Consider the following 14542-nt stretch of genomic DNA (forward strand, 5'->3'; position numbering starts at 1 on the left):
TTATGGTACAACAAGAATCAAGATTAAAAGTAGCAGATAACACGGGAGCTAAAGAAGTTTTAACTATCCGTGTTTTAGGAGGAACGAAACGTCGTTATGCCTCTGTTGGTGATAAAATTGTAGTTTCTATTAAAGATGCTACTCCTAACGGTAACGTAAAAAAAGGAGCTGTATCAACTGCAGTTGTTGTACGTACTAAAAAAGAAGTGAGAAGAGCTGATGGATCTTACATCCGTTTTGACGATAACGCATGTGTATTGTTAAACGCTGCAGGTGAAATGAGAGGTACTCGTGTTTTTGGTCCGGTAGCCAGAGAACTTCGTGAAAAACAATTCATGAAAATTGTATCATTAGCACCTGAGGTGCTTTAATTCTTAAAATGATGGCAAAGCTAAAAATTAAATCTGGAGACGTAGTAAAGGTTATCGCTGGTGACCACAAAGGTGCTGAAGGTACAGTTTTACGCGTTATCCGTGAAGCAAATAAAGCGGTAGTTGAAGGTGTAAACATGGTTTCAAAACATACAAAACCAAGTGCTAAAAACCCTCAAGGTGGTATCGTTAAGAAGGAAGCTCCTATTCATATTTCTAACCTATCTTTAATTGACCCAAAATCAAAGTCAGTTACTAAAGTAGGTTTTAAAGTTGAAGGAGACAAGAAAGTGAGATTTTCAAAAAAATCTAATCAAGTATTATAGTTATGTCTTATATACCTAGATTAAAAGAAGAATATAAGAGCAGAGTAATTGCTGCTCTTACAGAGGAATTCGGTTACAAAAATATCATGCAAGTTCCTAAACTTGAGAAAATTGTTGTAAGCCGTGGAGTTGGTGCAGCTGTATCTGATAAAAAATTAGTAGATTACGCTGTTGAAGAAATTACTAAAATTACTGGTCAAAAAGCAGTATCTACAATCTCTAAGAAAGACGTTGCGTCTTTCAAATTGAGAAAAGGTATGCCAATTGGTGCTAAAGTGACTTTACGTGGAGATAGAATGTATGAATTTTTAGACAGATTGATTACTTCTTCTTTGCCACGTGTAAGAGACTTTGGTGGAATCAAATCGACTGGTTTTGATGGTAGAGGTAACTATAACTTAGGGGTTTTAGAACAAATTATCTTCCCTGAGATTGATATCGATAAAGTAAACAAAATCGCTGGTTTTGACATTACATTTGTTACTTCTGCGGAAACTGACAAAGAGGCAAAATCATTATTAGCAGAATTAGGATTACCTTTTAAAAAGAATTAAGACATGGCTAAAGAATCTATGAAAGCCCGTGAGGCTAAAAGAGAAGCATTAGTAGCTAAATATGCTGAAAAAAGAAAAGCTTTGAAAGAGGCTGGTGATTATGAAGCTTTGCAAAAATTACCAAAAAATGCATCTCCTGTACGTGTACACAACCGTTGTAAATTAACAGGAAGACCAAGAGGCTACATGCGTCAATTCGGAATTTCACGTGTAACATTCCGTGAAATGGCAAACCAAGGATTAATTCCAGGTGTTAAAAAATCTAGCTGGTAATTAAAATTTGTTTAAAAAATAAAAAAGTGTATATTTGCACACTTTTTATTGAAAAAAAAAGATTTTTATAAGTCGCAAAAGTACAACTTAGTGTGTGCTGTTGCGGCTTATAGGAGTTAATTAGAATTTTGAATTTAATTGGTTTTAGGTTCAAGGAGTGGGTTGCCTCTTGAAAACCGAAACCGCAAATTTTTTTATATGTATACAGATCCAATTGCAGATTTCCTTACAAGAGTTAGAAACGCTGTGAGAGCTAACCACAAAGTGGTTGAGATTCCTGCCTCTAATTTGAAAAAAGAAATCACAAAAATTTTGTTTGACCAAGGATATATCTTGAGTTACAAATTTGAAAATAATACCGTTCAAGGTACTATTAAAATCGCTCTTAAGTATGATAAAGAAACTAAAGAGTCTGTGATTAGAGATATTCAAAGAATTAGTAAACCAGGTTTACGTAAATATGCTAGCTCTGCAGATTTGCCTAGAATTTTAAACGGTTTAGGTGTAGCTATCGTTTCTACATCTAAAGGTGTTATGACAGGTAAACAAGCTAAACAGTTAAATGTTGGTGGAGAGGTAATTTGTTACGTATATTAATTAAAAGACGAAAGCATGTCAAGAATAGGTAAAAGTCCGATTGCAATTCCAGCGGGAGTAACTGTAGAAGTGAAAGATGCTGTAGTTACAGTAAAAGGAAAATTAGGCGAGCTTTCTCAAGAGTTCTCTGATGTAACTGTAAAAGTTGAAGACAACACTGTAGTTGTTGAGCGTTCATCAGATAACAAAAATGAGAGAGCGAAACATGGATTATATCGTGCTCTAATCAATAATATGATTTTAGGAGTTTCAGAAGGTTTTACTAAACAATTAGAATTAGTAGGTGTTGGTTACCGTGCTTCAAATCAAGGTCAAAAACTTGATTTAGCTTTAGGTTATTCACACAACATCGTTTTAGAAGTAGTTCCTGAAGTTACAGTTGAAACAATCTCTGAAAAAGGTAAAAATCCAATAGTGAAATTATCATCATTTGACAAACAATTATTAGGCCAAGTATCTGCTAAAATCAGATCTTTCCGTAAACCTGAGCCTTACAAAGGAAAAGGTATTAAGTTTGTAGGTGAAGTATTAAGAAGAAAAGCAGGTAAATCAGCTTAAAAATTAAGGCTATGTCATTAACAAAAACTGAAAGAAGACAAAGAATTAAATTCAGAATTAGAAAGATTGTTAGCGGTACTGCTGCACAACCTAGACTTTCTGTATTTAGATCTAATAAAGAAATCTATGCACAAATCATAGATGACGTGAATGGTACTACATTAGTTTCTGCATCTTCTCGTGATAAAGAAGTTGCAAATGGTACAAAAACTGAAATTGCAAATGCAGTAGGTAAATTAGTAGCTGAAAGAGCTCTTAATGCAGGTATTTCTACTATCTCTTTTGATAGAGGTGGTTATTTATACCATGGACGTGTTAAATCATTGGCTGAAGGAGCTAGAGAAGCTGGACTAAAATTCTAAGAAGTTATGTATCAAAATTATAAAAATGTAGAACTGGTAAAACCAAGTGGTCTTGAGTTAAAAGATCGTTTGGTTAGTGTAAATCGTGTTACCAAAGTAACTAAAGGAGGTAGAGCATTCGGTTTCTCTGCAATCGTAGTTGTTGGTGATGAAAACGGTGTTGTAGGACACGGATTAGGGAAATCTAAAGATGTTTCTGAAGCAATTGCTAAAGCAGTAGAAGATGCTAAGAAAAATTTAGTAAGAGTTCCTTTAAGCGGTGTTACTGTTCCTCATGAGCAGAAAGGTAAGTTTGGTGGAGCTAGAGTATTCTTAATGCCTGCTTCTCACGGTACTGGAGTTATTGCTGGTGGTGCTGTGCGTGCGGTATTAGAGTCGGTTGGGATTCATGATGTATTGTCAAAATCTCAAGGTTCTTCTAATCCTCATAACGTTGTTAAAGCTACTTTTGATGCTTTATTACAAATGAGAAGTGCTGCAACTGTTGCTAAACAAAGAGGCGTATCTCTTGATAAAGTATTTAAAGGATAAAAATTCAAGGAAAATGGGAAAAATTTTAGTAAAACAAGTTAAAAGTAGAATCAACTGTCCTGAGACTCAAAAAAGAACTTTAGATTCTTTAGGGTTAAGAAAATTAGGTCAAGTTGTTGAGCATGACGCAAGTCCTGCTATCCTTGGAATGGTAAATAAAGTTAAACACTTGGTTTCTGTTGAAGAAACTAAATAATAGTTTTCGTTATGAATTTAAGTAACTTACAGCCTGCTGAAGGTTCAGTTCACAACCAAAATAAGAGAGTAGGTAGAGGACAAGGTTCTGGTAAAGGTGGTACTTCAACAAGAGGTCACAAAGGAGCTAAGTCACGTTCTGGTTATTCTAAGAAAATTGGTTTCGAAGGAGGTCAAATGCCACTTCAAAGACGTGTACCTAAGTTTGGATTTAAAAATATTAACAGAGTTGAATATCAAGGTGTAAACTTAGATACAATTCAATCTTTAGTAGATAATGGTGTTATCACTGATACAATTGATTTTGATGTATTAGTAGAAAATCGTTTAGCTACAAAAAATAGCTTGGTAAAGATTTTAGGAAGAGGTGAGCTAAAAGCTAAACTTAAAGTAAGTGCTCACAAATTTACTGCGTCTGCAAAAGCGGCTATCGAGGCTGCTGGTGGAGAAGCTGTAACTTTATAATCCTTTTAGTAACATGAAGAAATTTATAGATTCTTTTATCAATGTTTGGAAAATTGAAGAGTTAAAAAATAGAATTTTATTAACTCTAGGTTTGTTGTTGGTGTATCGTTTTGGTGCGCAAGTAACACTTCCAGGTATTGATGCTACTAAATTAGGAAATCTTACTAACCAAACAAACGAAGGTATTGGTTGGTTAATCAATGTATTTACAGGAGGTGCGTTTTCGCAAGCTTCTGTATTTGCATTAGGTATTATGCCATACATCTCGGCTTCAATTGTAGTCCAATTAATGGGAATTGCTATTCCTTATTTGCAGAAATTACAAAGTGATGGAGAAAGTGGTCGTAAAACGATTAACCAAATCACAAGATGGCTAACAATAATTATCACTTTGGTACAAGGTCCAGGTTATATCTATAATCTTTACAGAACTTTACCTGCTGATGCATTTTTGTTAGGGGTGAGTTCATTCTCATTCTTGTTCTCTTCTGTGTTAATTATGGTAACAGGAACTATTTTCGCTATGTGGTTAGGTGAGAAGATCACTGATAAAGGTATTGGAAACGGTATTTCTTTATTAATTATGGTTGGTATCATAGCTAGAATGCCACAAGCATTTATTCAAGAATTTATGTCACGAACTTCTCAAGAGTCAAGCGGTAGTGTTATGATGATTGTGATAGAAGTGATTTTATGGTTCTTGGTGATCATTGCTAGTATCTTATTAGTAATGGCAGTTAGAAAAATTCCTGTGCAGTATGCTAGAAGAACAGTTGCGGGAGAGTTTGAAGAAGATATGATGGGGTCAAGACAATTTATTCCTTTGAAGTTAAATGCTTCTGGAGTAATGCCTATTATCTTTGCTCAGGCAATTATGTTTATTCCAGCTGCAATTTCCGGATTAGCAAAAGAATCTGATACGGCACAATCAGTAGCTACTATGTTTAAAGATCCTTTCGGATTAGTGTATAATTTAGTATTTGCTTTGTTAATTATAATTTTTACGTATTTTTACACCGCAATTACTGTACCTACAAACAAAATGGCTGATGATTTAAAGAGAAGTGGTGGTTTCATACCGGGTATTAGACCAGGTGTTGAAACTAGTGATTATCTTGATAAGATTATGTCGTTGATAACTTTTCCAGGTTCAATTTTCTTAGCATTGATTGCAATTTTACCAGCTATTGTGGTAAGCTTGTTACATGTTCAAGGAGCTTGGGGTTATTTTTATGGAGGTACGTCTTTGCTAATTATGGTGGGTGTTGCGATTGATACCATTCAACAAATCAATACGTATTTGTTGAACAGACACTATGATGGATTGATGAAAAGTGGTAAAAATAGAAAAGCAGTAGCTTAATATATTTATGGCAAAACAATCAGCAATAGAACAAGACGGAACAATTGTAGAGGCGTTGTCAAATGCAATGTTTCGAGTTGAATTAGAAAACGGACACGTTGTAATCGCTCATATTTCAGGAAAAATGCGTATGCATTACATTAAATTGTTACCTGGTGACAAAGTAAAACTTGAAATGAGCCCTTACGACTTAACAAAAGCAAGAATTACATATAGATACTAAAGGCTATTAAAATGAAAGTAAGAGCATCAGTAAAAAAGAGAAGTGCCGAGTGCATTATTGTGCGTAGAAAAGGAAGATTATACGTGATTAATAAAAAGAATCCTAGATTTAAACAAAGACAAGGATAATTATGGCAAGAATTGCAGGGGTAGATGTACCTAAACAAAAAAGAGGAATTATTGCTTTAACATACATCTTCGGTGTTGGTAAAAGCAGAGCTAAAGATATCTTAGCAAAAGCTCAAGTGAGCGAAGACAAGAAAGTTCAAGATTGGAATGATGATGAAATCAGCGCTATTCGTGAGGCTGTTTCTTATTACAAAATTGAAGGAGAATTGCGTTCTGAAATTCAATTAAACATCAAACGTTTAATGGATATTGGATGTCAAAGAGGTATTCGTCATAGAGCTGGACTTCCATTAAGAGGTCAAAGAACTAAGAATAATTCTAGAACTAGAAAAGGTAAGAGAAAAACTGTTGCTAACAAGAAAAAAGCAACTAAATAATAAGTAAGTAATATGGCTAAGACAACAGCAAAAAAACGTAAAGTTATCGTTGAATCTTCTGGAGAAGCACATATTAATGCTACTTTTAATAACATCATCATTTCGTTAACAAACAAAAAAGGTGAAGTTATCTCTTGGTCTTCAGCTGGTAAAATGGGCTTCAGAGGTTCTAAAAAGAACACTCCATATGCAGCTCAAATGGCAGCAGAAGATTGTGCAAAAGTAGCACTAGAGGCTGGATTGAAAAAAGTAAAAGTTTACGTTAAAGGTCCAGGTAACGGTAGAGAATCAGCTATTCGTTCTATCCACAATGGTGGTATCGAAGTAACTGAAATTATCGACGTTACTCCAATTCCTCACAATGGATGTCGTCCTCCTAAGAGAAGAAGAGTTTAATTAACTATTAGTATAACCAAGGTAGGTTTACGATTATCGAAGGATAAATTTAGACCTGAATTCATAATCCCTACCTTAATTTATTTTTTAAAATGGCAAGATATACTGGTCCTAAAACAAAAATCGCTCGTAAGTTTGGCGAGGCTATCTTCGGAGATGATAAAGCCTTCGAAAAAAGAAATTACCCTCCAGGGCAACACGGTTTAGCTCGTAAAAGAGGTAAAAAATCTGAATATGCTGTTCAGTTAATGGAAAAGCAAAAAGCTAAATATACTTATGGTATTTTAGAAAAACAATTCAGAAACTTATATGAAAAAGCATCTGCTGCATCTGGGGTAACAGGTGAAATCTTATTACAATTATGTGAGGCACGTTTAGATAACGTTGTTTATCGTATGGGTATTGCTCCATCTCGTAGAGCAGCTCGTCAGATTGTATCTCACCGTCATATTACTGTAAATGGAGAGGTTGTTAACATTCCTTCTTACCATTTAAAACCTGGTGATAAAGTAGCTATCCGTGAGAAATCTAAATCTCTTGAAGCTATTGATCGTTCTTTATCTAATTCTGCTCACGTTTACGAGTGGATTACTTGGAACAACGATACTAAAGAAGGTACTTTTGTAGCTGTTCCACAAAGATTACAAATCCCAGAAAATATCAAAGAACAACTAATCGTTGAGTTGTATAACAAATAATAATTGACTTTAGTCGAGATATGGCATTATTTAATTTTCAAAAGCCCGATAAAGTTATCATGATCGATTCAACCGATTTTGAAGGTAAATTTGAATTTAGACCTTTAGAACCTGGATATGGATTGACTGTTGGTAATGCATTAAGAAGAGTTTTACTTTCTTCACTAGAAGGTTACGCAATTACATCTGTTAGAATTGAAGGAGTTGAGCATGAGTTCTCAACAATTTCTGGTGTAGTTGAAGACGTTACAGAAATTATCTTAAGCTTAAAACAAGTTCGCTTCAAAAGACAAATTGAAGATGTAGATAATGAATCTGTTTCGATTTCACTTTCTGGTAAAGAGCAAATTACTGCCGGTGATTTTCAAAAATTCATCTCTGGTTTTCAAGTATTGAATCCGGATTTAGTAATCTGTACTTTAGATAGTAAAACAACTATCAACATGGAGCTTACTATCGAAAAGGGTAGAGGTTATGTTCCTGCTGAAGAAAACAAAAAAGCAAACGCGCCTATTGGAACTATTTTTACAGACTCAATTTACACTCCTGTAAAGAATGTAAAATATTCAATTGAAAACTATCGTGTTGAACAAAAAACTGATTATGAAAAATTAGTTTTTGAAATCAAAACTGATGGTTCAATACACCCAAAAGACGCTTTAACTGAAGCAGCTAAAACGTTGATTCACCACTTTATGTTGTTTTCTGATGAGAGAATTACATTGGAGGCTGATGAAATTGCTCAAACTGAATCTTATGATGAAGAATCTTTACACATGCGTCAGCTGTTAAAGACTAAACTAGTAGATATGGATTTATCTGTTAGAGCATTAAATTGTTTAAAAGCGGCTGAAGTAGATACATTAGGAGACTTAGTTTCTTTTAATAAAAACGACTTAATGAAGTTCCGTAACTTTGGTAAAAAATCTTTAACTGAGCTAGATGAATTAGTAGCTTCTAAAGGTTTAAACTTCGGTATGGATTTAAGTAAATATAAATTAGATAAAGAATAAATTACTTCATATTTTGCGCTCCACAAAGGATCGATGCAAGATGAAGGTTAAATTAGTAAGGTCATGAGACACGGAAAAAAAGTAAATCACTTAAGTAGACAAACAGGTCATAGAAAAGCAATGTTAGCTAATATGGCATGTTCGTTAATTGAGCACAAAAGAATTAACACTACAGTTGCTAAAGCTAAAGCTTTAAAACAATTCGTAGAGCCGTTAGTTACTAAATCTAAAGAAGATACTACACATAACAGACGTATTGTTTTCTCTTATTTAAGAAATAAATATGCTGTAACTGAATTATTCAGAGAAGTAGCTGCTAAAGTTGGAGATCGTCCGGGAGGTTATACTCGTATCATTAAGTTAGGAAACCGTTTAGGAGATAACGCTGATATGGCAATGATCGAATTAGTAGATTTCAACGAAATCTATAACGGAGGTAAAAAAGAAGTTAAAAAATCTACACGTCGTGGTAGATCTAAAAAAGCTGAGGCTGCTGCACCTGAAGCACCTGCTGCTGAGACTTCTGAAAATACTGAAGCAACTGAATAATCATGAAAGAATGATTTATAAAAAAAGGATAAGCTATTTTAGTTTATCCTTTTTTTTATGTTTTAATTTTAAAATAGGTCGAATAGATTTAACTTTGCAAAAAAAACAACACAATAAAGAATGAAATATACAAATCGAAAACAAGCTGTACTCTTATTAAAAGATGGAACTGTTTTTTACGGAAAATCAATTGGAATTGAAGGAAAAACTTTTGGAGAAGTTGCTTTTAATACAGGAACAACAGGTTATCAAGAAATTTTTACCGATCCATCCTACTTTGGACAAATTATGGTTACAGCTAATGCCCATATTGGAAATTATGGAGTGAGTGAAGAAGATGTTGAATCAAATGGAGTAAAAATTGCTGGTTTAGTTTGTAAAAACTTCAGTTTTAATTATTCAAGACCAGGCGCTAGTGAAAGTTTGTTTGATTATTTTGAAAAGCAAAATTTAGTTGTGATTTCTGATGTCGATACTAGGGCTTTAGTTAGTTATATTAGAGATAATGGGGCAATGAACGCTGTAATTTGTACAGATGGTACTCCAATTGAGGAATTGAAAACTTTATTAGCGGATGTTCCGGATATGAACGGATTAGAATTAGCGTCTGTGGTTTCTACAAAAGAACCTTATTTCTTTGGAGATGAAAATGCTGCCTATAAAATATCTGCATTAGATTTGGGAATAAAAACTAACATTTTAAGAAACCTAGCAACAAGAGATTGTTATATTAAAGTGTTTCCTTATGATGCAACGTATACTGATTTAAAATCCTTTAATCCTGACGGTTATTTCCTTTCAAACGGTCCTGGAGATCCAGAACCTTTAGTATCTGCACAACAAGTGGCTCGCGATATTTTAAATGAAAACCAACCTTTGTTCGGAATTTGTTTAGGACATCAAGTAATTGCTTTAGCAAACGGAATTTCGACTTATAAAATGTTTAATGGACATAGAGGGATTAATCATCCGGTAAAGAATTTAATCACTGGTAAAGGGGAAATCACTTCTCAAAACCACGGTTTTGCAGTTTCAAAAGAAGAATTAGAGAAAAATTCAGATTTTGAGTTGACTCATGTTCACTTAAATGACGGAACGGTAGCAGGTATGCGAATGAAGTCTAAAAACTGTTTCTCAGTACAATATCACCCTGAAGCTAGTCCGGGACCACACGATTCTGCGTATCTTTTCGATCAGTTTATTGAGAACATTAAAGCGTCAAAGAACTAAATCGTTATCGTTTATAAGTTTTTTTAGAAATGTGTATTATTAATTTTAATAGTTATATTTTTGTTTAATACACAAAATAACAAACCAAAAATTAGATAAAAATGAGCATTATTGTAAAAGTACATGCGAGACAAATTTTGGATTCAAGAGGAAATCCTACAGTTGAAGTTGATGTAATTACTGAAAACGGAGTTTTAGGTAGAGCAGCAGTTCCAAGTGGAGCTTCAACAGGTGAGCACGAGGCTGTAGAATTACGCGATGGCGGAAAAGATTATATGGGTAAAGGTGTTTTAAAAGCAGTAGAGAATGTAAATACAACAATTGCCTCTGAAGTAATTGGTATATCTGTTTTTGAACAAAATGCTATCGATAAAGCCATGATTGAATTAGATGGTACAGCTAATAAATCAAATTTAGGAGCTAATGCTATTCTAGGTGTTTCTTTGGCTGTGGCTAAAGCTGCGGCTAATGAATTAGGAATGCCTTTATATCGTTACGTTGGTGGAGTTTCTGCTAATACGTTACCGGTTCCAATGATGAATATCATCAACGGAGGTTCTCATTCAGATGCGCCTATCGCTTTCCAAGAGTTTATGATTATGCCGGTTAAGGCTAAAAACTTTACGCATGCGATGCAAATGGGAACTGAAATTTTCCACAACTTGAAAAAAGTATTGCACGACAGAAATCTTTCTACTGCAGTAGGAGACGAAGGTGGTTTTGCTCCAAATTTAGCTGGTGGTACAGAAGATGCTTTAGATTCAATTAAAATTGCAGTTGAAAAAGCGGGTTATACTTTCGGTGAGGATGTTAAAGTTGCCTTAGACTGTGCTGCTTCTGAATTTTATGTTGACGGAAAATACGATTATACAAAATTTGAAGGTGATAAAGGAAAAGTAAGAACTTCTGCTGAACAAGCGGAATACTTAGCTGAATTAGCAGCTAAATATCCTATCATTTCAATTGAGGATGGTATGTATGAAGATGATTGGGCTGGTTGGAAATTATTAACTGAAAAAATTGGAGATAAAGTTCAATTAGTAGGTGATGATTTGTATGTAACCAATGTAGAGCGCTTGTCAAGAGGTATTGCTGAAGGAATTGCGAATTCAATTTTGATTAAAGTAAACCAAATTGGTACGTTAACTGAAACTATTGCTGCAGTAAATATGGCACACAACGCTGGTTATACTTCAGTAATGAGCCACCGTTCAGGAGAAACTGAAGATAATACTATCGCTGATTTAGCAGTAGCATTAAATTGTGGTCAAATCAAAACAGGTTCGGCTTCTCGTTCAGATCGTATGGCGAAATACAATCAATTATTACGTATCGAAGAAGAATTAGCAGATATCGCTTATTTTCCACAAGAAAAAGCTTTTAAACAAAAATAAATTATATTGATTCAATCTTCTCTCAATCTTTTTCAGAAATGAAAAAGAAGAAGTTTTAAAAATAATATCAATATCTTTCTTAAATCCGACTCATTTGAGTCGGATTTTTTATTTTCATCAAATTCTCATTCAAAAAGGGTAAATCCTCATTTTATGTTATTTTGAATAAACTAAACTTTATTTTTGTTTATCAATAAGTTATGAAATGAGACTAAATAGTATTCAAATTGTTTTTACTTTTCTATTTATTACGATAGGTTTTTCTCAAAATAAACACGATAGTTTACTTCATGTTTTAAAAGGAACCAGAAATGATATTGATAGAGTAAATGTTTTAAACGAAATATCCAATGGCTACAAAACTTCTGATGTAAAGCAAATGAACTATTATGCAGAAGAGGCTTATTCGTTATCCCAAAAAATAGATTTTAATAAAGGAAAAGGAAATGCACTTCGTAATTTAGGTACCGCAGCTATTATTTCAGGAGATTATAAAAAAGCACTTGACTGTTTTCAGAAAGCTGCTCAACTGTTTGAAGATGAAATACAGTTTGGAAAAAGTGATCAGCATATAGAACAGGGATTAGCAAAAATATATGGAAGTATAGGAATCGTATTTGCGGAGCAGAGCAACTATTCTAAAGCGCTACAATATTATTTAAAATCAGCAAAATTGTTTGAAAAATTAAAAGATGAAGCTAATAGCGCCATATTATATAATAACATTGGCGTAGTGTATTTATCGCAATCTTCAAATTTTAAAGCATTAGAATATTTTACTAAAGCACAAAAAATTCAGGAAAAGAACGCCGATGAAGGAGCCGGAATAACACACACAAATATTGCAAATATTTATAGACAAACAAAAGATTATAGCAGTGCCTTAGAGCATTATAATGAAGCCAAGAAAATTTTAAACAAGACTAAAGATTTTAGGGCTTTAGGAGAATGGTATAATAATATCGGATTATATTATCACGAAATAGGAGATACTTCAAATGCGATAAAGAATTGGGAGGAAGCTATACAATCATTTGAAACTATAGGCGATAAATTTGGTCAGGCGGATACCTATATTCATTTAGGACAAATGTATTTAGATCAAAATCAGTTCTCTCAAGCAATTCAAATGGTGCAAAAAGCAATAGGATATACTAAAGAAACAGATGTTTTGGAACAAAAGGTTCTAGGGGAGAAATTATTAAGTGATATCTACACCAAACAAGGAAAACCAGATTTAGCATTACAACATTTCATCAATTACGATAAGCTGAAAGATAGTTTAATAAATGAACAGCAGATTAGGAAAAGTGTTGAGCTTGAAATGAATTATGAATTCGAGAAGCATCAATTGGAAATGGATAAAAAAGAATTGTTGTATAAAGAAGAAGCAAAATTGCATAAAACACAGTTAATATTTGTGCTACTGTTAGCATTTTTATTGTTAAGTATTGGGCTCTTAGTTTACAATCGAATTCAATTAAAAAAAACATTCTTGTTGCAAAAAGAATTAGCTGAATATGAACAAAAAGCACTTCATTTACAGATGAACCCTCATTTCGTTTTTAATTGTTTGGGATCAATTTCAAGTTTCATCGTGCAAAATAGTACAGATGAGGCCATTAAATATCTGTCAAAGTTTTCTAAACTGATGCGGCTTACATTAGAATATTCAAAAGAAAACCTCATACCTATTGATAAAGAGATAGAAAGTTTACAAAATTATCTGGAATTAGAGCAACTACGATTTAATTATAAATTTGATTTTTCAATACTTAAAAGTAAAGAATTAGAAGACGATATGGCCTTACCGCCTTTGCTTTTACAACCTTTTGTAGAAAATGCTATTATTCATGGTTTAGTTCCTAAGAATGAAAAAGGGAACATAACGATAAGATTCGAACTTGAAAAGGATAATTTGGTTTGTACTATTATTGATGATGGAATAGGGTTTAACCAGTCTCAGTTATTAAAAGAAAATTTAGTAGCAGTCCATAAATCAATGGCATTAGATATTACTAAAAAACGCCTTGAAATGATGGAAGCTTATACAGATAAGAAAACCAAAGTTGAAATTCAAGAGTTAAAAAGCAATGAAAATATAGTAGGTACACAAGTGATTTTATGTTTACCGGTTCAATATAAAGAGACAAAATTATGATAACAGCGATTTTAATAGACGATGATGCTAATTTGCGAAATGGAATGCGTAGCCTTTTATCGCGCTATGCAACTGATATAGAGATAATCGGGGAAGCTGAAAGTGTAAAAACCGGAGTGGAAATTATGACAAAGCTTCAGCCCCAAGTTGTATTTCTCGACATTCAAATGAATGACGGAACAGGATTCGATATTTTAGAACAGCTGGTTCAAAAAAATGGAAGATCAACTTCCCATATCGTTTTTATAACTGCTTTTGAGCAATATGCCATTAAAGCTTTTCGATTCAGTGCATTAGATTTTTTATTGAAGCCTGTGGATCCTGATGAGTTAAAAAAAGTGATTGTGAAAATTAAGGAAGTAGTAATGCGTAAAGATAATTATGCGCATATCGATCTATTACTTGAGAATATAAGAAAGAAAGTGGATAACTTTAAACGTATAGCTCTTTCTACTTCCGAGGGAATTCATCTGTTTGAAATAAATGATATTATTCGTTGCGAAAGTGAAGATAATTATACCAAATTTTATATTAAAAATAGTAAGCCTATTTTAATATCAAAAACGCTTAAAGAATATGAAGAGTTATTGGTTGAACATGGTTTTGAACGTATTCATCAAAGTCACTTGATCAATTTACAGTATTTGAAATCATATATTAAAAAGGATGGTGGCTATGTAGTAATGGCAGATGGAAATCATCTGCCTATTTCGCAACGTAAAAAAGAACGTTTACAAGAGCTATTGAAAACAATTTAATCAAATTCTAAATCAAAATA

22 protein-coding genes are annotated in these 14542 nt (G+C 33.3%); all 22 read left to right on the top strand.

Annotated elements, in window-relative coordinates; all coding sequences use genetic code 11:
• Nucleotides 1-2: 2 nt before the first annotated feature.
• The 22 genes from rplN (at nt 3) to ACUSJC_RS02315 (ending at nt 14522) form a co-directional block, all read left to right on the top strand.
• Nucleotides 3-371: a 50S ribosomal protein L14 gene (gene rplN / locus ACUSJC_RS02210; protein WP_007803649.1), complete on the top strand. Its 369-nt coding sequence runs from the start codon at nt 3-5 to the stop codon at nt 369-371.
• Nucleotides 372-382: 11 nt separating this feature from the next.
• On the top strand, nt 383-697 hold the full coding sequence (rplX, locus tag ACUSJC_RS02215; protein WP_449267917.1) for a 50S ribosomal protein L24: 315 nt from the start codon (nt 383-385) through the stop codon (nt 695-697).
• Between the two features lie 2 nt (nt 698-699).
• Nucleotides 700-1251 carry a 50S ribosomal protein L5 gene (gene rplE, locus ACUSJC_RS02220; protein WP_449267918.1) on the top strand — a complete coding sequence of 184 codons (552 nt, stop codon included), beginning with the start codon at nt 700-702 and terminating at the stop codon, nt 1249-1251.
• Between the two features lie 3 nt (nt 1252-1254).
• The gene (gene rpsN, locus ACUSJC_RS02225) at nt 1255-1524 is read left to right on the top strand and encodes a 30S ribosomal protein S14 (protein WP_449267919.1); all 270 of its coding nucleotides are present in this window, start codon (nt 1255-1257) and stop codon (nt 1522-1524) included.
• 198 nt (nt 1525-1722) lie between these two features.
• Nucleotides 1723-2121, top strand: coding sequence for a 30S ribosomal protein S8 (rpsH, locus tag ACUSJC_RS02230; protein WP_449267920.1), 399 nt, complete (start codon nt 1723-1725; stop codon nt 2119-2121).
• 15 nt (nt 2122-2136) lie between these two features.
• Nucleotides 2137-2679 carry a 50S ribosomal protein L6 gene (gene rplF, locus ACUSJC_RS02235; RefSeq protein ID WP_449267921.1) on the top strand — a complete coding sequence of 181 codons (543 nt, stop codon included), beginning with the start codon at nt 2137-2139 and terminating at the stop codon, nt 2677-2679.
• Between the two features lie 11 nt (nt 2680-2690).
• Nucleotides 2691-3041, top strand: coding sequence for a 50S ribosomal protein L18 (gene rplR, locus ACUSJC_RS02240; RefSeq protein WP_449267922.1), 351 nt, complete (start codon nt 2691-2693; stop codon nt 3039-3041).
• A 6-nt stretch (nt 3042-3047) separates the two neighbouring features.
• The gene (gene rpsE, locus ACUSJC_RS02245; RefSeq protein ID WP_449267923.1) at nt 3048-3572 is read left to right on the top strand and encodes a 30S ribosomal protein S5; all 525 of its coding nucleotides are present in this window, start codon (nt 3048-3050) and stop codon (nt 3570-3572) included.
• 13 nt (nt 3573-3585) lie between these two features.
• Nucleotides 3586-3768, top strand: coding sequence for a 50S ribosomal protein L30 (gene rpmD, locus ACUSJC_RS02250; protein ID WP_449267924.1), 183 nt, complete (start codon nt 3586-3588; stop codon nt 3766-3768).
• Between the two features lie 11 nt (nt 3769-3779).
• A complete protein-coding gene (gene rplO / locus ACUSJC_RS02255) occupies nt 3780-4232 on the top strand; it encodes a 50S ribosomal protein L15 (protein ID WP_449267925.1) in 453 nt (150 codons plus the stop codon).
• A 13-nt stretch (nt 4233-4245) separates the two neighbouring features.
• Entirely contained in the window at nt 4246-5595 is a 1350-nt protein-coding gene (gene secY / locus ACUSJC_RS02260; protein ID WP_449267926.1) for a preprotein translocase subunit SecY, read from the top strand.
• A 7-nt stretch (nt 5596-5602) separates the two neighbouring features.
• Complete coding sequence (infA, locus tag ACUSJC_RS02265; protein WP_045968400.1) at nt 5603-5818, top strand: translation initiation factor IF-1; 216 nt, start codon at nt 5603-5605, stop codon at nt 5816-5818.
• 11 nt (nt 5819-5829) lie between these two features.
• Nucleotides 5830-5946, top strand: a complete 117-nt coding sequence (gene ykgO, locus ACUSJC_RS02270; protein WP_002987490.1) for a type B 50S ribosomal protein L36 — start codon at nt 5830-5832, stop codon at nt 5944-5946.
• A 2-nt stretch (nt 5947-5948) separates the two neighbouring features.
• Nucleotides 5949-6323, top strand: coding sequence for a 30S ribosomal protein S13 (rpsM, locus tag ACUSJC_RS02275; RefSeq protein ID WP_109568493.1), 375 nt, complete (start codon nt 5949-5951; stop codon nt 6321-6323).
• Nucleotides 6324-6335: 12 nt separating this feature from the next.
• A complete protein-coding gene (gene rpsK, locus ACUSJC_RS02280; RefSeq protein WP_072781218.1) occupies nt 6336-6719 on the top strand; it encodes a 30S ribosomal protein S11 in 384 nt (127 codons plus the stop codon).
• 92 nt (nt 6720-6811) lie between these two features.
• The gene (gene rpsD / locus ACUSJC_RS02285) at nt 6812-7417 is read left to right on the top strand and encodes a 30S ribosomal protein S4 (protein ID WP_449267927.1); all 606 of its coding nucleotides are present in this window, start codon (nt 6812-6814) and stop codon (nt 7415-7417) included.
• A 20-nt stretch (nt 7418-7437) separates the two neighbouring features.
• On the top strand, nt 7438-8430 hold the full coding sequence (locus ACUSJC_RS02290; protein ID WP_449267928.1) for a DNA-directed RNA polymerase subunit alpha: 993 nt from the start codon (nt 7438-7440) through the stop codon (nt 8428-8430).
• 63 nt (nt 8431-8493) lie between these two features.
• Complete coding sequence (gene rplQ / locus ACUSJC_RS02295) at nt 8494-8979, top strand: 50S ribosomal protein L17 (RefSeq protein ID WP_449267929.1); 486 nt, start codon at nt 8494-8496, stop codon at nt 8977-8979.
• 120 nt (nt 8980-9099) lie between these two features.
• Complete coding sequence (gene carA / locus ACUSJC_RS02300; RefSeq protein ID WP_449267930.1) at nt 9100-10209, top strand: glutamine-hydrolyzing carbamoyl-phosphate synthase small subunit; 1110 nt, start codon at nt 9100-9102, stop codon at nt 10207-10209.
• 101 nt (nt 10210-10310) lie between these two features.
• The gene (eno, locus tag ACUSJC_RS02305) at nt 10311-11603 is read left to right on the top strand and encodes a phosphopyruvate hydratase (protein ID WP_449267931.1); all 1293 of its coding nucleotides are present in this window, start codon (nt 10311-10313) and stop codon (nt 11601-11603) included.
• Between the two features lie 205 nt (nt 11604-11808).
• A complete protein-coding gene (locus ACUSJC_RS02310; protein ID WP_449267932.1) occupies nt 11809-13764 on the top strand; it encodes a tetratricopeptide repeat-containing sensor histidine kinase in 1956 nt (651 codons plus the stop codon).
• Nucleotides 13761-14522, top strand: coding sequence for a LytR/AlgR family response regulator transcription factor (locus tag ACUSJC_RS02315; RefSeq protein ID WP_449267933.1), 762 nt, complete (start codon nt 13761-13763; stop codon nt 14520-14522). Before ACUSJC_RS02310 ends, ACUSJC_RS02315 begins: the two co-directional genes overlap by 4 nt.
• Nucleotides 14523-14542 lie beyond the last annotated feature (20 nt).

This window comes from Flavobacterium sp. U410 (assembly GCF_053570605.1).